This is a genomic window from Micromonospora sp. M61 (assembly GCF_018070245.1).
Lineage (GTDB): Bacteria > Actinomycetota > Actinomycetes > Mycobacteriales > Micromonosporaceae > Micromonospora > Micromonospora zamorensis.
In genome coordinates, this window is record NZ_JAGPYA010000010.1 from 91,523 (window position 1) to 111,013 (window position 19,491).

9 protein-coding genes are annotated in these 19,491 nt (G+C 69.0%); 1 reads left to right on the forward strand and 8 read right to left on the reverse strand.

Annotated elements, in window-relative coordinates; genetic code table 11:
• Positions 1–86 precede the first annotated feature (86 nt).
• Positions 87–698: a hypothetical protein gene (locus KBX34_RS08225; RefSeq protein WP_210924200.1), complete on the reverse strand. Its 612-nt coding sequence runs from the start codon at positions 696–698 to the stop codon at positions 87–89.
• Between the two features lie 110 nt (positions 699–808).
• Positions 809–6,784 carry a DUF4011 domain-containing protein gene (locus KBX34_RS08230; protein ID WP_210924202.1) on the reverse strand — a complete coding sequence of 1,992 codons (5,976 nt, stop codon included), beginning with the start codon at positions 6,782–6,784 and terminating at the stop codon, positions 809–811.
• A 139-nt stretch (positions 6,785–6,923) separates the two neighbouring features.
• On the opposite strand from KBX34_RS08230, the gene KBX34_RS08235 reads away from it, so the two are divergent.
• Positions 6,924–7,412, forward strand: a complete 489-nt coding sequence (locus tag KBX34_RS08235) for a hypothetical protein (RefSeq protein ID WP_210924204.1) — start codon at positions 6,924–6,926, stop codon at positions 7,410–7,412.
• Between the two features lie 85 nt (positions 7,413–7,497).
• Here the strand turns inward: KBX34_RS08235 and KBX34_RS33435 are convergent, their stop codons facing one another.
• The 6 genes from KBX34_RS33435 to KBX34_RS08265 form a co-directional block, all read right to left on the reverse strand.
• Positions 7,498–8,358 (reverse strand): hypothetical protein, encoded by an 861-nt coding sequence (locus tag KBX34_RS33435; protein ID WP_247671589.1) that lies wholly within the window; start codon positions 8,356–8,358, stop codon positions 7,498–7,500.
• A gap of 95 nt (positions 8,359–8,453) precedes the next feature.
• Positions 8,454–8,705, reverse strand: a complete 252-nt coding sequence (locus KBX34_RS08245) for a hypothetical protein (protein WP_210924206.1) — start codon at positions 8,703–8,705, stop codon at positions 8,454–8,456.
• A complete protein-coding gene (locus tag KBX34_RS08250; RefSeq protein ID WP_210924208.1) occupies positions 8,702–9,010 on the reverse strand; it encodes a DivIVA domain-containing protein in 309 nt (102 codons plus the stop codon). Before KBX34_RS08250 ends, KBX34_RS08245 begins: the two co-directional genes overlap by 4 nt.
• A 303-nt stretch (positions 9,011–9,313) precedes the next feature.
• Complete coding sequence (locus KBX34_RS08255) at positions 9,314–10,588, reverse strand: serine/threonine-protein kinase (RefSeq protein ID WP_210924210.1); 1,275 nt, start codon at positions 10,586–10,588, stop codon at positions 9,314–9,316.
• 49 nt (positions 10,589–10,637) lie between these two features.
• Positions 10,638–12,821 (reverse strand): UvrD-helicase domain-containing protein, encoded by a 2,184-nt coding sequence (locus KBX34_RS08260; protein ID WP_210924212.1) that lies wholly within the window; start codon positions 12,819–12,821, stop codon positions 10,638–10,640.
• Complete coding sequence (locus KBX34_RS08265) at positions 12,818–19,243, reverse strand: DEAD/DEAH box helicase (protein WP_210924214.1); 6,426 nt, start codon at positions 19,241–19,243, stop codon at positions 12,818–12,820. The genes KBX34_RS08260 and KBX34_RS08265 overlap by 4 nt, the downstream gene beginning before the upstream one ends.
• Positions 19,244–19,491 lie beyond the last annotated feature (248 nt).

Below are 19,491 nucleotides of genomic sequence, written 5' to 3' on the forward strand. Positions count from 1 at the left end.
ACTGCGGATGTGATGCCGAGATCGCCTGCACGCAATCATCGTTGATGATGACTGAATGTGACATCACGTTGGGCGCGGGAAGTCGGCTAACTTGCATCACCATCCGAGACTTCGTGCCGCTTTGCCGCCACCCGCAGCGCTGCCATCACGACGTGCCCTGGGTAGTCGATCAGCGTGGGGTAGCGCCGACGGAGGTAACAGTCCCAATAGCTGGCAACCCGTTGGCCGGTGAGCGCCACGAACGCCGGGTTCTCGGCCGCAAGTCGCCCGTAGACGGCTTCCGTCGGACTGTGTGGAACGACCAGTTCCGGCGCGAGAACCCGCCGAATGACCGACACAATCTCGTCCACGTACTCGCCCACCAACTGCACCACGAACGGCGCCACCCACGGTTGGATCAAGCCGACCACCCGCTCCAGCCGCCGCTGCCTTACCCGGCCATCGTGGTGGCGGGTGTACAGGCAATCGAGCACCGCACGCTGGGTGGCAGACAGCGTCGCCTCAGCGGCAACGGACGGCGCGTCGGAGTAGATCCGGGATGGAATCACGACCGTCTCGCCATCGACCAGCACACGGAATGGCGACGTCGGCGCGTGCGGCGCCGGCGGTAGGACTGCCAACGCCTTTCGTACGTCATCACCTAGACGACGTGGGAAGGCAGCATCCAAGGCTGCCGTCTCACCCAACTCCGAGCTCACGAATTGCACGGCCGATCGTAGCCCCGGCGGCGCCGGAGCCATTACGAGACATCGCTTAGCCGACCAGATGCTCCGCTCACGCCTGTTACCGATACGAATGGTGACTCTCGTCAGCTTCGGGTAAGGCGGCCCTCCTGGTCGAAGCGGAGGCGTCCGCTGGTCACGGCGACGTGCAGCCCGTACCGGAGTAGCTTGTCGATTTTCTCGGTGCGGCGGCGGTAGCCGAGCCGTTCCAGGCCGGCGCGCAGCAACCGTTCCTCGTCCATGCTCGGCATGCCCTGGAGCACGTGCACGAAGGCGTTGGCCACCTCCTCGGGTGGCACTTCCTCGAACGCGCGGTCGTTGCTCGCCTGCGTGACCCGGTACGCGCGGTACGTCTGCGGGTCGGCGCCTTCGGGCCACGCGTACCGACTCACGGTCGGGTGCGTGTAGAGCCGGCGGGAGTCGACGAGCGACAGCACGGCGGTACGGCGGTCCTCCCGGGTGCGGAGGAAACCGAACCGGGCGAGGGCGAGGCGTGCGAGCCGGTGCTGCTCGATGGGCCCCTCAGCCTCGATGATCTCGCGGAGCGCGTTCCGCATCAGGTCACGTACGCGCCGGTCGGTGGCCAGGAGGTCGAGGTCGGCCTGGTCTCCGAGCGAGGTCGGAACGTACGGAACGAATGGGCTCACCGTGATGGTGTCCGCGGCCGAGGTCGCCGTGGTCGTGGCGGCCAGTGCGGTGACGGGTGCCGCCGATTCGCCCCGGAGCGGCTCCTCGTCCACCGCGAGGCGCGGCTGCGGCAACTCGGCGGTCGGTGCCGGGTGCAGCGGCTCCACATCCGTTTCGGAGCGCGGCTGCGGCAGCTCGACGGCTTCGGGCGCCGCTGCGACCGGTGACGACTCGGGCTCGGCGGTCGTGGGGGCGTCGGCCCTGGTGACCGCTTCGTCGACCCGGTCGAGCAACGCCGACCGGTCGTGGATCCACGCTGGCAGCCAGAACCGCACGACCTCCGGCCAACCCATGATCGAGCGGAGGAGCGTGGGCGCCGAGTCCCGGTCGGCCACCGTCGGGCGTGCGCTCCAGTCCGGGCCGTCGAGCATGACGGCCACCTGCCACAGTGGTGAGCCTGGTCTGCGTACGGCGATGTCCACTGTGAAGTCGGAAAGGCCGTGCGAGGTACGGACCTCGTGGCCGCGGTCGCGCAGCGCCGCGGCCACCTCGTCGCGGATCCGGCTGCGCCGCTCGGTGCGGTCGGTGGCGAGGTCGCCCAGGCGCTCCGCGCCGGCGGCGGCCATCTCGCAGTACGCCCGCAGGTGCTGGGTGCCCAGCGCGGACGTGCGGGACAGGTCGATGTCGGACGGGTCGAAGGACGAGTAGAGGATGACCTGACGGCGGGCGCGGGTGATGGCCACGTTGAGCCGCCGCTCGCCGCCGGCCTGGCTGAGCGGGCCGAAGTTCAGCGGAAGCTGGCCGGTTTCCAGGTTGGTGGAGAAGGCCAGCGAGAACAGGACGACGTCGCGCTCGTCGCCCTGCACGTTCTCCAGGTTCTTGACGAAGATCGGCTCCGCGACCGCGCCGGACAGGTGCTCACGGATGATCGGGTCGGGGCTCTCCTCCAGCAGGTTGAGGATGAGGTCCCGCTGCTGGATGTTGAAGGTGACCACGCCGACGGACTGGGTGGCGGTCGCCGGGTCGTGCAACCGACGGGTGATGTCCGCGAGGATCGCCCGCGCCTCGACCTCGTTGGTGCGGGATCCGCCCCGGTCGTACCGGCCTTCGACGCGCCGCCAGCTGACGCCGGCCGAGCTGGCGGCACCGGGCGACGGGAGGCTGGAGAGCTTGTTGTCGTAGTAGTAGCGGTTGGAGAAGGCGATGAGTGACTCGTCATGACTGCGGTAGTGCCAGGAGAGCCACCGTTGTGGCAGTCCCGACTCGACGGCCTCGCTGAGAATGCTCTCCAGGTCCTCCGGCACCGGGCCGTTGCCCTCGTCGACCTCGTCGACGCTGTGGCTGGCCTGCATGATGCTGCTCGGCGGCATCTGCCGGGAGTCACCGACCACCACCACGGCGCTGCCCCGGCCCATCGCGCCGATCGCCTCCGCCACGCGGATCTGCGAGGCCTCGTCGAAGATGACCAGGTCGAAGCGTTGGCTCCCCGGCGCCAGGAAGTTCGCAGCGGACGCGGGGCTGACCAGCACGCACGGGGTCAGTGCGAGCACCGCGTCCGCGTACTGCTCGAACAGCTCCCGGAAGGACCGCCCGCCCCGCTTTCGGCGCAGCTCGGCCGCGAAGTCAGCGAAGCGACCACGCCGGTCGGCAGGGCTGAAGGGGCGGCGGCGGACCAGCACCGACGGCAGCTGCGTCGGCAGCGCGGACCGCAGCTCACCGGCGGCCGCCTCGAACTGGCTGATCTCGTCGTCGTGCAGTTCCGGGTCGAAGTACTGCAGGCCGCCGGCCCGTACCCGCTCGGCGAGGGACGCCGTCGCGACTCCCCGCCGGTAGACCTCCTCGGCGAGATGCGCGGGCACCTCGGCGCGCAGCAGCTGGTCCCGATAGTCGGTGAGACCGGCCGAGGCGAGCACGTCGGCGTGGGCCAGGACGGTCGCCCATCGGCGCAGTGGGAACAACTCCTCGGCCTGCACCTCGTGCAGCCAGGCCGCCCCGTCGCGCTGCCAGGCGTCGGTCCAGTGCGAACCGGCGGCCCACAGGATCAGCTCGGCCTCACCGGAGCGCAACACCCCGCGCCAGGCCCGCCACCGGGAGGCGAACCGGTCGAGGAGCACCGCGTGAACATCGGTGAATCCGCCGTGAAACAGCTCCCAGGCCTGCGGGTTCCGGGCCAGGAGCGTCCGGCCGACCCGGGTCGCCTCGATCGCCTCGGTCAGCCGCTCCTGCGCGTTGGGGTCTGTGGGCTGCCACTGCGACAGCCGCAGCCCGCCCACCGCGACGAAGTGCTGGTAGAGGGCCGCCGCATGCGCCTGGGCGGCCACCAGCCGGCCGGTGGCAACCTCCACCCGCTCGACGTCGAGCGTCGCACCGGCAACCAGGTGCACCGCCAGCCGATCCACGATGGCCTGTCGACGCTTGCGCTTACCGATCAGCTTCTTCGCCACCTCCTGGGCCTCACCGTGCCAGGCGGTCAGCTCCGGTCGAGCGAACACGTCCGGCCGGAAGGTGGCCAGCTCACCGGCGAAGCCCTGCCGGAAGGCCGCCAGGTCCGCCTGGAGCCGGGCCACCGCCTCGTCCCACCGTCGGTCGCTGGCGTGCAGGGTGGCCTGCCGGTCCGGCAGCAGTCCGCGTACGGCGAGCCAGGCGCCCGCCTGCAGCTCGCTCACGGTCTCCGGGGCGGGCAGCGTCCGCAGCAACTCGACCAGGTGCGGGTGGGCGGCGAGGTCGGCGCGGAGGCGTTCGAGCTCACCGGCGATCTCGGTGACCGCGGCACCGTGCAACCCGTCGAGGGTGCGGCAGCCGCTGATCGCCCACGGGTGCGCCGTCCGGAGTCGGGCCGATCGTGCGGCCGCCGGGAACTCCCGCAGGGACGTCTCGACCTGCGCGCGGGCCGGGGCGGGTGAGTGCAGGTAGGCCACCGGGATCGGGGCGACCGGGCCGCCCCCGTACGCCAGGGTCTGCTCGTAGGCCGACCAGAGCGACATCCCGACGGGGTTGGTGGTGTGCACCTGGGCCGGGTATTCGGTCAGTGGGGCGAGCCGCGTCCGGTAGGCCGTCTCGACGGCGGTCCACGTCCCGTCGCCGCCCTGGTCGTACTGGTCGAGCGCGTCGCGCAGCTGCTGGCGGATCGCGTTGAGGGACTGCTTGCGCCCGTGCAGGTCGAGCGCGAACGGGCCGAGACCGATCTGCTTGAGGCGGCGCTTTACCACCTCCAGGGCGGCCTGCTTCTCGGCGACGAACAGCACCGACCGGCCCGCGCTGACCGCCCGCGCGATCATGTTGGTGATGGTCTGGGACTTGCCGGTGCCCGGCGGGCCCTCCAGGACGAAGGAGTGGCCCCGCTCGGCGCGCACGATGGCCTGCATCTGCGACCCGTCGGCGGGGATGGGCAGGTGCAGGTCGGCCTCGTCGACAGCGATCTCGACGTCGTGCTCCGGGCGGGCAGGATCGTCGAACGTGGCGCCGGAAGACTCGACAAGGTGCCGGACGACCGGGTTCTCCATGAACCGGGGCCAGTGGTCGGTGAGGTCCCGCCACATCTGGAAGGTGGAGAACTGCAACAGTCGAAGGCTGGCGGTCTCGTCGATGCGGTAGTTGAGCCGGTTGTCGAGCAGCCCGGTGTTGATCGCGGCCAGGGTCTTGGCGATGTCGATGCCGTGCTCGTCGAGGACCGGTCGCTCCAGCTCCGGGATCCGCACGCTGTGCTTGACCCGCAACCACTCGATCAGGCAGTAGTTCGGGCTGGCGACCTCGGTGCCGTCGATGACCATCGCGTACGGGCGACGGCCGCTGCCGCCCTCGATGCGCACCGGCAGGAGGAACAGCGGCGCGTACGCCTCTCCCCCGGTCGTCTTCGTGTGCACCAGGGTGCCGATGGTCAGGTACAGGTAGTTGCTGCCGGTCTCCTGCTCCATCGTGCGCGCCTCACGCTGCAACGCGCGCATCGCCGTCTTGTAGCGGGCGTCGGTGACCGCGCCGTAGACCCGCCGGTCGGTACGCAGCTCCCGGGTCAGGATCTCGGCGTCGAGGTCCTGCGCCCGACGTGCCCCGGCCAGCTCGTGGACGTGGCTGATGTCGTCCTGCGGAATGACCTGCACCTGACGGCCATCGTGGATGAGGTCGTCGAGCAGGGCCAGCGCACCCGCCGGCACGTGCAGATCCAGGCCACGGCCACGCTTGGGCAGGTTGAGCAGCGGGTTGCGCAGGCTCAGGTCGAGCAGCGACTTCTTCCACTGCTGGATACGCGCCGGTGACCCGTCGGACTGCTGCGGCACCTCCTCACCCTCGTCGGCGATCTGGCGCAGTTTCGCGGCGGCGACGCCGGGCGGAAGGTCGAGGGACGCTGTTATCTTCGGCGTCGCCTCGGCGTCGACCGCGGCGGGCGCGATCAGTTCGTCGGGCGACGGCAAGGGCTGAATGCCGGAGCGATGGGCCAGGTGCACGTCGACGACGCCCTGCATGCGTTCGCTGTCGCCGCGGAAGTGGCCGAGTCCGACGCGTACCGCCTCGGTGAAGGTCGCCGACTGCGCGCCCGGCCCGATGCGGGTCAGCTCGACCGGCACGGCCCGGCCGGAATCCACCATCGAGATCAGCAGGTTGGTCTCGGTCACGGCGGCCGAGCGCAGCCGCTCCTCCTCCAGCAGGAAGCCACCGAAGGCATGCCCCGCGCTGATGAAGATGAGCGGGTGCAGCCCTGTCGCCTCCAGACACGCGGCGTACGTGACGGACAGGTCGAGGCAGTTGCCGAGCCGACCGTCGAGCACCGCCGCGGTGGTGCGCACCTTCTGGCCGGTGTTCTCGAAGGACGCCGGCAGAGTCTGGTAGGTGATCTCGAGTTGGCGCAGCGCCTCGTACACGGCACCGGCGATCAGCGCCGCCCGCTCCGAACCCTCCTGATAACCCTGCAACGAGCCGGAGCCCGTCCGCGCGAGCAGGAGCTGGGCGGCTGCCCGCAGGACCGCCTCCACCGCCCGGGTGTTCGGCTGCACGAAGGCAGCAAGGCTGTCGTACAGGGCGGGGCTGTTGAACCACTCGTTGTGCGCCAGCACTCTGGACGGGGCGACCAGCCGCAGTGTCTGCTCCTGCGCTTGCACCCGGAGGGTGTAGTCGACCGGGAACGCCTCGTCGGTGCGGTACAGGAGCACGCGGTCGGGCGTGAAGTCGCGGAAGTCGTCCCAGCTCGTGCTGGCCCCGGGCCGCAACGGCGCAGCGAGGGTACGCGTCCACGGCTCGGTCAGCGCGCCGTCCGGGCCACGCAGTTCCAGCGTCAACGCGACATCGGTCAGCTGCACCGCACCTCGGTTGACGAGCGTGAGGTGACGGACCAACGGCACCCGGTTGTGCACCAGGGCGGCGTTGATCGCCGGCTGCACGATCAGCCCAACCTCGAGCTGATCGTCGTCGGCGGTGAACTGCGCGAAGACGCTGTCGGACATGGGCGTTTCTCCAGGTGGGGAGACCAGGGAGGGCCAGCCTAGCGGTCAACCGACCGGTGGAGACGGCCCCGGCCGCAAGACGATCTTGGAAGCCGTTTGACGATCTTGGAAGTCGCACGTCTGAGGCAGGATGTGCGCCATGACGACGCAACACCAGCACCTGGTCTACGGCCACGCCACGGCGCACGACTGCCTCGCCTTCGCTGACGCCGGCACCGCGACCGAGGAGGCCGCGGAGATCCAGGCGCTCGCCGCCGCGCGAACCTGGGGCGAGGCCCGCCAGGTCCGGACGACCCACCTGTGGAACCCTGCCGGCCCGGAATACCACGAGCCGGAGGACGGGTACGCCGACGACAAGCCCTTCACCATCACCGAGGTGGGTGCGGTCGAGGACGGAACCTGGCCGCGGATGATCACCGAGCGGGCGTTCACGCTGCTGCCGCCGGACCTGCAGGATCGGTACGGCAAGCGTCAGGTCACCGTGCACGACGGCGACTACCTGGAGATCCCTGTTGCTGGCGAGGCCGAGCTGGTTGCGGAGCTGCGACAGCGCGGCTACGAGGTGACCCGCGACGACGAGCTGATCAACCTACTCGACGGCTTCAGCCTGGGCTCGCTCACCGCGTGAGGCCTGACGGAGACCCCGGCATCGCCTCCGAGGGTTGACGCTGGTCGGCCGGCCCGACACGTGCCGGAGTCTCCGTCGCTGGTGCTCAGCGTCGGCGCTTGTTCAGACTCGGAAGGCCACCCGACACGGTCCGCACAGTGCCGTCCGGGTTGCTCCGGCCCGGCTTCTGTTGGGCCTCTGCCACTCGCCGCCCGGCGAGGTCGGAGGCGCTCAGGTTGACGACGACCGGGTCTGTCCGCCGCCAGCTCTGTAGCTGAGCCTGAGCTTGCTGGCTGTCGGTGGCGCCCGTCAACGCGCGGATAGCCGGCATTGCCCGGGACGGGTCAGCGAGCAGGAGATAGGCGACGTCGGCTGGGGTCAGATTGCGCGGCGAGGCGTTGCCGGCCGGAACGAGTGACCCATGGATCTCCCCATTCTCAATCCACAGCCACACCGGTCTCCGGCCATCGCCGGCTCGCATCACCGGCGTCGTCGACGGGACGCTTAGGTTGGTGGAGGTCTGCCGGGCCGAAAGGTGGGCTCGTAAGGCGGCCGCCAGCTGCGCCCGTTGCCGCGACAGGGCCGCAACGTCGGCCGCCGGGCGGGACAGAGACACCTGACCCGGCGATGCCACCCCGCGGACTTGCGGCGGCCTGGTCGGGGAGGCTCGTCGTTCCCCCGCTCGCCGTCCGCCGGCTCGCCGTTCCTCCATGAACCAGCCGGCGAACTTCCACTGCTCCCGCGTGAAACCGACCGGGATGGCCTCGGTCAGGTCCGGCGCCGACGTGTCCTGAATGGAGAGTTGAGCGTGTCGCTTCGCCTGTTCGGTCGCGGTGACTGACCAGATGCCGAGGATCGCGGCCAGCGGTATCCGCCTAACGTAGGCCTTCGGCCACGGCAGCAACCGCCAACGCCGGAGGACAAGGTGCTCCTCTTCGAACCTGGCGTCCCAACGCCGAGCGACCATCCACGCCACCTCCCGTGCTGCGCACGCTAGCGGCCTGATGATCATCACCGCACTCGGCACAACGGGCAGTTGAGGTGCCGGATCGTCTGGTTGCGTCAGCGGCGCAGCCGACGGGTGCAGTCGCCGTCGTGGCCGTCGCGGAGGAGGCAGCGCCGGCCGCCACGCATCCGCAGGTCGCAGAAGACCCGGTGGCGGAGGAACTGCTGGTCCTCCTCGGAGACGGTCGTCTCCCCCGGGTCGGCCATCGGCAGCACCAGCATCCACCGGCCGATGACCCTGGCCAGCCGTTGCGCGGCAGGCAGGTCGTTGGCGACGACGGGCAGGTGAATGACGTACCGCTGGCTCATCGGGCCTGGTCCCGCTCGTTGCGGGCACGGGCCTGATCGGTCTGCCAGCGACGCAGCGCGCCCTTGATCCGGGCCGTCTCGCGGCGGCTCTCGGCGAGAGCCGCGTAGACGGCTGCCATGTCGACGGCGACCCGGTCGAGGAAGGCGTACACGTCGTCGGGGTTCAGACCGCGACGCCCGAGCCCGGTCGGCGCGAAGCGGCGCTCGCGCACCTGCCACGGCAACAGACTGGTGTACGCGGCAGAACGGTAGGTCGCGCCACCGCCGACTGGGGTTGGTCGCTGGTTGCGAGCGTTCATGTCCATCCGCCTTCCTGATCGTGGACAGGGCGGGCATGCTCGCCCATCTGGTGCGGCAGACACACCCCGCCCGGACACCGCAGCTGCTCTCGGCGGTACGGCATCACGCCCGCTCAACGTGGGTTGTTCGGGGAAGCACGGCGGCCGTTCGGGGGGGACCGGCCGGCCGCCGTGCTGGGATCAGCCTGCGATGGGCGGGAGTGGAGACGCAATGTTTCAGGCAGCGATTTCGCCGGTGTGCATTGATTTTCTTTGCTGCAATCAGTGTGAGTTGCAGGAGAGGCTGATGCAGTGTTGCGGGGTGGAACGTCAGCGGATTGAGAGCGGACCGCTGGCGTCGGTGGATTCGCCTATTTCAAGCTTGCATGCCAACGCCTGCTGTCGGCACTCCTCGACAAGATCCTGCTCCTCGTCCGACTGATCGAGGTCTCGAGCCAGCGCCGCGAACGCGTGATGCGCTTGCCGGAAGTCACCTGCGAGCATCAAGAGGTTCGCGAGATCCACTCGTAGCGCCACGATCTCGGTGGCGAGCCGCTCGCCACCTTGGGGCACCATGCGGAGGGCCCGCTCCAACATCTCGGCTGCCTGCACGAAACGCTCGTTCTCGGCGAGCTCCCTCGCCTGCGCCCGCAACTCCACCAGGTTCTGTGGGGATCTCTGCAGCGGAACCGGGACGGGGGCGGTGTGCGCGGCAGTGCTGGAGAACGTGTTGTCCGTTCGGGCGGCCACCAGCCCCGGAGAGTCGCCGTCGTCGAGGAAAGGCATCAGGAGCTGACGAACCTCACCGGCCGATGCTGGTCTTTCCGCTGGGTCCTTGGCCAGCAGGCAGTAGATGAGGTGCGCCAGGTCATCGGGGACGTCCGATCGATATTCAGTGATGATGGGAATGGGCGCATTGATATGACGGCGCATCATGTCCGGGGCGTTTACCGCCTCATACGGAGGGTTCCCACCAAGCATCTCGAAAAGGATGCAGCCCAAGGCGTACAGGTCGGCAGAAGGCCCGACAGGGCCACCCTGGGCCTGCTCGGGTGCGATGTAGGCGGGGGTCCCGAGCGTCCGCCCGGTTGCGGTGAGGCGGGATGCCTCGGCCGGGCCGAGCAGCGCCGCCACACCGAAATCGAGCACCTTGACCACCTTCGACGGGGTGATCATGAGGTTCTGGGGCTTCAGGTCACGGTGTACGAGGGAGGCGGCGTGGGCGGCCACGAGCACCGAACAGACCTGCGCGGCAATGGAAGCCGCCTCGCCGACAGGCAGTCGTTCCTGCTCGGCGATGTGGTCGGCGAGGACGATCCCCGGCACGAGCTGCATGACGAGGAAGAGGTCTTCACCGTGCACGCCCAGGTCGTGCACGGCCGGCACGCCAGGATGGTCGAGCCTGGCGGTTGCTCTCGCCTCCCGCCGGAAGCGCTTGCCCGCCGTCTCACGCTCGTCCTCCGGCACCTCCAACTGCCAGAGAAACTTGATCGCCACCGGCCGGTCGAGTCGCTCGTCGAAGCCGGCCCAGACCTGACCCATTCCTCCGCGACCGACCGGATACGTCAACTCGTACCGATCACCGACACGATCCCCCGCCTGCACCTACAGCCTCCCCGCATCCCACGCCGATCCCGCTGAGCAGGAGCGGCAATCAGGCTAGCTGTCGCTGCACGAGCCGCCCGGTCAGGAACGGGCTGGGCGTGCCGTGCCAGAACACCGCAAGCTCGTCACGCGCACGGGTGGCGGCGACGAACAGCAACGACCGGTCACGCTGGCGTTCGCGCTGGTAGCGCTTCGGGTCGGTGTCCCGGTACCTGCTGATCATCTGCCGAGGCACCAGGCCGTCGCTGACCCCAGCGATGATCATGCGCTGATACTCGAGGCCCTTGAACCGGTGCATGGTGCCGATGTGCACGCCGTCAGGGCGCTTCGGGCCGTCCGGGCCGATCTCCACCACGTCCAGGCCATCAGCCTCCAGTCGGCTGATGACCTCCGCCGCCAGGTCCCTGGTCGGTACGCAGATGGCAACCGAGCCGTCCGTCGGACTGCCCCAACCGCGTAACTGCTCGACGATCAGATCCCGCTCCTGCGCCCACGTCGCGGCGCCACGGAACACGGGTCGGCCACCACGCAGCAGCGACCGGTAGCCGGCCAGGTCCTCCTCACCGCCGTCGAGGTCGTCGTACACCTCCCCCGTCATGATCTGCAGCGCATCGGCGAGGATCTGCCGGGTCGTGCGGTAGCTCAGGGTGAGCCGGGACGACCGACCGCGAATGTTGACGCCGAGGCTGCTCAACGTGACGTGGTTGTCGTAGATGCGCTGGTGGGTGTCGCCGGTGAGGAACATGTCGTCCGGGCCTGGGGCGACCATGGCACGCAGCATCTTCCAGTGGGCGGCGCTGAGGTCCTGCGCCTCGTCGACCACCACGTGGCGGTAACGCGGCCGGTAGAACCCGCCGGACGACTCGCCGGCGACGCCAGTGTTCTGGGCTGTGCGGTCCATTTCGAGGCGGGCAGCCCGTTGTGCCACCTGGCGCCAGGTCCAGACGCCGCGATTCTCCAGCCAGGTGGTGAAGCGTTCGGTCAACTGCCAGATCTGGTCCCGCTCGATCCGCGAGAGGCTGCGACCGCGGTTGGGGCGGCGGGCCTTGAAGTAGTCCGTCCGCGAGTTGAGCACCTGACCGAGGATCACCTGGGTCCACTCAGCGGCAAGGAACTCCGCCTCCCAGGCAGTCTCGCCGGTCTCGATGAGGAACTCGTCCCACAGCTCAAGGACCCGATTGTCATCCACCACCCGGCGGCTGCCACCTGCCTTGGCTTCGGCCACCACCCTGCTGGCCAACCGGTCGATGTTGACGATGTCGACGCGCGACACCAACTCCTGCCCACCCAACGCCATGAGCCGGGTCCGCAGGTCGGCAGCCAGATTCCGGTTGAAGGTGGTGAGCAGGATCGGCTTGTCCGATCCGTCTGGCAACTGCCGGGCGAGGTGCGCCACGCGGTGCAGAGCGACGATCGTCTTGCCGGTGCCCGGGCCACCACCGACCCGTGCCGGACCGTTGTAGCGGCGCTCGACCAGCTTGCGCTGAGTGGGGTGCAGGAAGATCTGCCACCGTTCGAAGGCTTCGCCGAGCATCGCCTGCAACGCCTCGTCGTCGGTGGTCACCTGCGTGGCGGGCCGTTCCACTGCCGCCTCGAAGTCCTCGGGGTCGACTGGCTCGTCGGCGCGGACCGGGTCCGTGACCTGTTGCAGCACGTCGTCGTAAGGGGTGCCGTCGAAGAGCGCGAAGAGCACGTCGGTGGTGAGCTGCGGCGCCCGGTCCAGCAGTTCCAGCAGCTCGGCCTCGGTGGTCAGTTCCCGGATCTGTGGTAGCAGCGGCTCGGATACGCCGAGATCCACCAGCTGGGAGTCGGTGTACGTGTCGAAGAGTGGTTTCTGCGCGGGCTCCGGTTCCACATCCGGCGGCACCACACGACCGATGATGCTGTCACCAACGGGCGCCATGTCGATGACCTCGATGCCGCCGGTGATCCGGTTGATGCGGTACGCGTACCGGGAGAGGTCGTCATACACCTCACCGCGGTGCTTGACCGCGACGAGCAGGTAGTCGCGCTCGGAGATGTGCAGCAGCAGCGCGCGATAGTCCTTGTTGACCCGGGCGGACATCAGCCGGGAGTCGCTGTTGAGCGCCTTCAGGTTGAGCCCCGGGTTCTCCGGGTTGTGCCGGAACTTGTGCATGAACTCGTAGACCGCTCCGATGTCGGCGCGGGTGAGCTTCATGACCTCCTTGTCAGCGCGGTCCAGCATCCGCAGTGTCGTTGCTCCGGTGCTCATCGACGTTCTCCCCCGCTCGTCGCCTTGATCTCTGCGGCCAACTCGTCAACCGACCACTCCCGAGCGGTACGGGCGTGCCAGCCCGCTTCCGCGTACGCCCGGTCGCGATCTTCCGTCTCCGGGTCGTCGGACGGACCGGTGAGCACGATCGCGATCCGCCGGTCGGGCCAGGCCAACTCAGCCTGCCAGCCCTGGTCGCCCAACTCGTAGCCGACGACCGGTGCGGGCAGATCCTGCCGCGCGAGCTGTTGGACCAGTTGGTCCAGGGTGTTCTCGGCCGGGTCCAGATAGCGCAGGACGTCCCGCCACGGCGACTCCGTGTCGAGTGTCTCGGGCTCGGCGACCGGCTGCGCCGAGACGCCAAGCCACGTTGCCGTCTCCTCGTCAAGCGGCAAAGCGCGTTGAGCGAGCACGAGCCCGGTGCCCTCGGTGACCGCCATCGAGGCCGGCTCGAAGGCATCAAGTGTGGACACGGCGAGCTGGCCTGCATCGCCGCCACCATTGCCGAGGAACTGGATGACGTTGCCCCAGGCAAGCCACGCGGCCCAACGGTCCTTGTGGCCCTCGTCCGCCACTGCGGCGGGCAGATCGTCGATGACGGCGAGAGCTGACATCGTCGCCATCGGTTTGCTGCGCGCGTCGAGGACGATCGTCACCGGGCAGCCTGCGTTGTCCTGAGATCGGGCGACCATGATGTGCCGCGCGGTCGACGGGGGCAGAGAGCTTCCACGCAGAGCGGCGTTCAACCTTTCCGCGACGCCTACGGAGTCGGTGGTGCTGTTGTCCCGGGCCTGCTTGAGCATGCCCCACAGAGCGGCTTCCGCCCGCCGCTGCCAACGGTCGAGATCAGGATCGGCGAGGAAGCGCATGAGCTGTTCGATCGGATTGACCCAGATCGTCTCCTCAAGCTCTGCGGGATCCGCGCCAGGAAGCATGCCGCGGAACTTGTCCCTGGCGGTCTGCTTGCTCAGTCCGCCGTACGGCATCCACCGCCCCTGCCCCTCCGCGCTCCCCCAGGTCTTGACGTCGTCCCAGGTGGCCGCGAAGACCAGGTAGCCGTGGGCGCGCAGCCGGGCACGTTTCTCCGCGTCGTCGGCGAGCCGGTTGTACTGGGATGAGGCGTGGTACTTGAACCCGTCCAGATAGACCGCCACCTCGGGTGAGGGGGCGTCGAGGCGCTTGAAGTGGACGTCGGGGCGGGTGCCCCGAACGGTGTTCTGCAGCTTCATCTGCCAGTGGGTGACGCTCTGGCCGTTGTCGCGGACGAACCGAAGGTCGGCGATGCGCGCGCCGTCATGATCGGTGCGCCGGTCGATCCGCAGGCCCGAGTTGGGTGTCTCGCCAAGCGCCAGCAACTTGGTGAGGAAACGCATCTCCAACTCGCTCTCGACCTGATGGATCAGCGAGATCTCGTCCGTACGGGTGCCCTCCTGGACGTCCCAACTGTCGAGGAGCTTGTCCAGCATGCCCAACGCCTCGTCACGGCTCATCAGGGCGAAGTGCTCGTTGCGCGCGTGACGGAGGAGACAGCGGTGACACACCGCCCTGCCTTCGTTTCGGCAGACGCAGTCGGCAATTCGCTGCCGCGCGAGTTCCAGGACCGCGCGGAACTCCTCCGGTTTGGCGAGGCGGTGCAGATAGCCGGTGCCCTGCGGCTGAGTGTCGTAGACGACCACGAAGTTCCGTGTTCCGTCGCTCTGCCCATCCGGCATGGTGGCCGACACGGCTTGAAGGTGCGCCGGGTCGCCCCCGTACTGCGCGGCGATGCCGAGGCGGATAGCCGCGGCGAACGACGCGATGCGCTCCTGCACGACGGCGGTCGCAGCGGGGATAAGGATGCGCAGCGCCTCGGTTTCCAGCTCGTGGGCGAGGATGAGATCGACGTGGGTGTCTGCAGCGGCAGCCGAGCGCCGGTGCGGGCACCAGGGCCGGTGGTGCTCGGCGCCCTTCACGACGGTCGACCCGGAGGCCTCTGCGGCGAGTTGTTGGCCTACTGCGGGGACGCCATCAACAGTGGTCCCGCCGCATGCGGTGCAGGTGTGGAACCGATTGATCCGCACCTCTTCGCCCGCGAAGAGTTCAGCCGCCCGGTCGTAGCGCTGCGCTCCAAGGTTGAAGTGCCGGATCATCGCGTGCCGGCTGTAGTCGACACCGAACGTGTCATGAGCGTGCCGCCAGGACGAATCAACCTTGGCCGGATCCACGTCGACGGCGACGGTGGTGGCGTAGAACCGTCGGTCCCGGTCGTCGCTGTCGTCACGGATGCGGGCGTCGTCGCGCTTGTCGCGGCTCAGCACCCGGGTCGGCTGGAGCACCTGGAACAGTCGTCCGTGATCGGCGATGCCCGGGTCCGCGCATCGCGGGCAGGCGCTGGTGTCCTCCTTGGCAAGGTGGGTGCGGACGTAGCCACACTGCGCGCAGATCCGCCACTGCTCGTACGCCGGCCGGTCCGCCGGACCGACGTCGAGCCCGGAGATCTCGTGTTTGTAGCCCCGCACGTAGTAGCTGTTGCCGGGTGCGATCTCGACCAACGCCTGGCGGGCGGGACGTGCGTACTCGCGAAGTTCGCTGTGGAACCGACGGTCGCCGTCGGTCTTGTCCTCCCAGGTCAGGGTGGCTTCCAGGTCAGTCCGGCTGTCGATGAGCGCATAGTTGGGCAGCAGACCGAACTCGACCAGGGTGCCGTGGGCGGCAGCCGCGCTGACCTCTCGCAGGCGGCGGCGGACTGCACCCTCCTCGGCCTTCAACATCTTGATCTCGCGGGCGTGGTCCGGGTCGCTGGGCACCAACGTGCCCCGGGCGGTGGCAAGCTCCTGCATCCGACGACGCAGGTCGGCCAACCGGAATTCCCAGATCTCGTCGGCTTCCTTGACCCGGTGGACGATGCCGTCCACCGCGAACTCACGCAGCTGGTCGGCGGCGGCCCGCAGGACCTTGTCGCCGAAGAGGGCCAGGAATTCCTCCACCAGTCGGCCGCCGTCGCGTCGACCAGCTTCGGCGAGGCCCGTCAGCCAACCCGTCGGGCCGAACAGCACGTGCGCCCGCCGTGGCATCGGCAGCACTCCGGCGAGTCGTCCGCGGGCGGCCAGGTCGATCAGGTGAGCCAGGTACTGGCGGCGCAGAATCTCCACGGCGGAGAGAAAGCAGCCGGGCGGGACGATCTGGCCGGCGATCATGTCGCGGGGATCGGTGAGGTAGTAGCGATCCCGCTCGGTTCGTCCCACGAGGGTCAGCACGAGCGCGTTGCCGCTCTTGCGGCCGGCGCGGCCCGCCCGCTGGACGTAGTTGGCCGGACCGTGCGGGAGCGAGGCGAGCACCACGGCGGAAAGGGCACCGATGTCGATGCCCATCTCCAGTGTGGGCGTGCAGGAGAGCACGTTGGGGTCGGTGTAGCGCTCGCCTTCGCGGAACTGCTTCTCCACCGTCTCCCGCTGGGCGCGGGTGAGCATGCCGGTGTGTTCGCCGGTGACCACCCGGAACACCGGGCTGTCCAGGTAGAGCCGCCGGTAGTAGTCGTCGGCTGCGGTGTCGTCGTGGGCGGCCTGGAGTTGGCCGCGGCAGCGGTACTGCCGGCACGGCTGGCCGAGCCAGTCGGCCACCCGGTCGGGGTGCTCGGTCTGCTGCCAGTGGCAGGTGTCGCAGCCCACTCCGGCAGTCACGGCGGAAGCGTCGTCCAGTCGGGTCACCCGCAGGTGGCCGGGCATCAGCCCGTACACCTTATTGCCGTCCTCGGTGTCGCCAACGGCGACCACGCCGTCTGCGGCGAGGGCCGGCAGCAGCTGGCTGAGGAAGCCGGCAGCGTCACCGGAGTCGAGGCCAAGGCAGCGCGACGTCCAGTCCTGATACCAGTTGCCGCGCGCGGTGATCACGTCGAACTCCGAGCGGGACTTCGGCGTGGCGAGCAGGAACGCGGGCGCGGACAGACCCTTCGGGAAAGCGGGCATCCCGGCGGGCCGGCCGCCCCAGATCTGCCATCGGGTGCCGCCGCGCTTCAGGTACGGCACCAGCCACTCGTGGAACACCGCACCCCGGGTCCGTAGCCGTTCCAGCAGACCGCGGAGGAAGGCGAGGTAGCGGGCGTCGTCCGGCGCCATTCCGGCCAGGTGACCGGGGCCGGTGAGGTGGACGTCCCGGCAGATCGCGGCGGCCCGCGCCGGATCATCGAGGGCAACCTCGACGGCGACACTGCGGGTCAACTCCAGGGTGCGGCCCTGCCGGGAACGCAGCCCGGTCTCCATCACGGTCGCGAAGACGAGCCGCTCACTGATCAGCTCCCACGTTTCCCGGCTGCCGCTGTGCTCACCGGCAAGCAGGCTGTCGACACCGGGCTGATCGTGCAGGTCTGGCGGCACCACGGTGGAGAGGATTTCCGGCTGTGCCGCCGCCTCGACCATCTTGGCGAACAGGTCGTCCAACCCGACCGACTTTCCCGACTCCAGCCGGCTGGCGAGCAGGGAACGCAGCGAGAACGAGTAGGACCGGTTCGCGACGAAACCAGCCCGGTGCGCGGCGTCCTGCACCGAGTCGTTGAAGAGCAGCGTCTTCTTCTCGGCCTCGTCGAGTTCCCCACCGGTGAAGAGTTGCGTGATCGCCACCGAGGCGAGGGTGGCCAGGCCGGCGCCGAGGAAGCGGATGCCGTGGTCCAGCTCGCAGGACGGGCAACGGTCCTTCTCGGCGCCGTCGATGTCGAGAACGTCGCCGAGCACGACGACGGCGTCGTCGGTGGGCTCCCGGTCCCGCTGCTCGTCGAAGGGGCGCACTCGACGGCCGTACTCCAGGACCAGCAGGCCACGGGAGCGCTGACGTACCTCGTCCTCGGTCGCGGCGATCAGCGCGCGGACCCGGCGCTTGTCCCGACCGACGCTGGCGCGGTAGATCTTGTCCGGGTCGGTCTCCAGCTCCTGCGGGTCCTTCTCCGGTGACAACGCCATCCAGCCCGAGCGACCGCAGTGCCGGCAGTAGATGGCCGGCAACCGTGGGTAGCGGTTGTCGGCCACAACCACGTCCGCGTCTGTGGCGTACGGATCCAGCTCCCGCGGCGCTTCGCCGTACCAACCGAAGGCGGCCTGGTGGGAAGTGCCGCGCAGCAGGCGGGAGACAGCGCGTACCCACAGGTGGGTTTCGATGTTCAACAGAGGGCGGCCGGGAGCCTCCGGGTTCTGCGCCACGGAGAGCAGGGCGACGAAGCGGGCGAGAGCCTTCGCCGTGATCTCGGGCGGGGTCTTCATCACGCTGCCCCAGCCGGTGGCGTTCTTCCGGGGCAGCACGTCGATGATCTCGTCGAGGGTGCACGGCCGCGCCTGGAGCGAGTCGAGCACCGCCTTCGTCAACGGATGCTGCCGGAGCACGTCACCGAGGCGGGTCGGGTTGTCGAGGCAGCGCTCGCCGAGGACCAGCTCGGCAACCTCGGCCATCATCGCCTCGGGGTCACGGTCGTCGACGGCCGCGAGCTGCTCGGGGGTGGGCAGTGGCAGGCTGAAGTCCTGGCGGGCGATGAACTCGCCAGCCTCGTAGCGGTCCTCCCCCACCAGCGACCCGGCGTCGAATGCGACGCCGAACACCTGCTCTGCGACCTCACGGATCGCGGTACGACCGTCCCGGCCGCCGCCCTCACCGAGCGTCGCGGAGGTCGCCACCGGGCAGATCGGCCCGAGCGGCCGCTCCGGCTCATCGAGGTCGAGCGCGGCGGCGAGCCGCCGCAGCAGCATCGCCACGTCGGTGCCCTGCGCGCCGTCGTAGGTGTGGAATTCGTCCAGCACCACGTACGCCGGCTCGGCGCCCTCCCAGAGCGGCAGGTCGTCGGCGCGCTGGAGCAGCAGGTCCAACATCTTGTAGTTGGTGATCAGGATGTCCGGCGGGGTGCGACGCATCTCCGACCGCTTGGTGAAGACATGCGCGTACTCGATGGCCGCAACGTCACCGATGTAGAGACCAGCAGTGACCTGGCTGAGCGCCGGGTCGGAGAGCAACTCGTTGATGCGAGACGTCTGGTCCGTCGCGAGGGCGTTCATCGGGTAGAGCAGGATCGCCTTGACTCCGGCCCTGCCCTGCTGCTTCTGCCGCCGGCAGTGGTCGAGCACCGGGATCAGGAACGACTCCGTCTTACCCGAGCCGGTGCCGGTGGTGATCAGGGTCGGCTGGGCGGCCCTGCCCTTCGTCGACAATCGGGCGAATGCGTTCGCCTGATGCAGGTAAGGGGTGAAGCCGGCCGGCGCCCAGTCCAGGTTCGCCCGCCAGTCCCCCTCCGCCGGGCGGAAGGGGGTGCGGATCCGCAGGTAAGGGCCGCGGAAGATACCCTGCTCCGGGTGGGAGAGAAAACCCTCCAAACCATGACGTACGCCGTCCTCGGTCAACCCGAAGGTGGTGGTCAGGTACTGGGTGAGGGTTCGGCGCAGGGTGTCGGCGGCGAGGGTAGGCCTCATGAACGGATCACCGCCGCATGCTACTTCACCCCTTACCGCGGTTGACCTGCGCAACAGTCCGTCACGGCAATGAGTCGGATTCGCGACAGACATGCGCCGGATCTGACGCTGAACGCGCCCCCACCACGAGTTATGTTGCGGCAAGCACCCTTCCACTCCTGCGGGCAGCAGTGGAAGGGTGTACGGCTCTTTGTAATCCGCCCTATGATCACGGGCCGGAATGGATCCGGAACGGATGAGGTGACGGC

Bases quoted from the DNA above. Each gene is read 5' to 3' on its own strand.
- KBX34_RS08230 (WP_210924202.1), bottom strand. From the start codon at position 6,784: ATGTCCGACAGCGTCTTCGCGCAGTTCACCGCCGACGACGATCAGCTC.
- KBX34_RS08235 (WP_210924204.1), top strand. From the start codon at position 6,924: ATGACGACGCAACACCAGCACCTGGTCTACGGCCACGCCACGGCGCAC.
- KBX34_RS33435 (WP_247671589.1), bottom strand. From the start codon at position 8,358: ATGGTCGCTCGGCGTTGGGACGCCAGGTTCGAAGAGGAGCACCTTGTC.
- KBX34_RS08245 (WP_210924206.1), bottom strand. From the start codon at position 8,705: ATGAGCCAGCGGTACGTCATTCACCTGCCCGTCGTCGCCAACGACCTG.
- KBX34_RS08250 (WP_210924208.1), bottom strand. From the start codon at position 9,010: ATGGACATGAACGCTCGCAACCAGCGACCAACCCCAGTCGGCGGTGGC.
- KBX34_RS08260 (WP_210924212.1), bottom strand. From the start codon at position 12,821: ATGAGCACCGGAGCAACGACACTGCGGATGCTGGACCGCGCTGACAAG.
- KBX34_RS08265 (WP_210924214.1), bottom strand. From the start codon at position 19,243: ATGAGGCCTACCCTCGCCGCCGACACCCTGCGCCGAACCCTCACCCAG.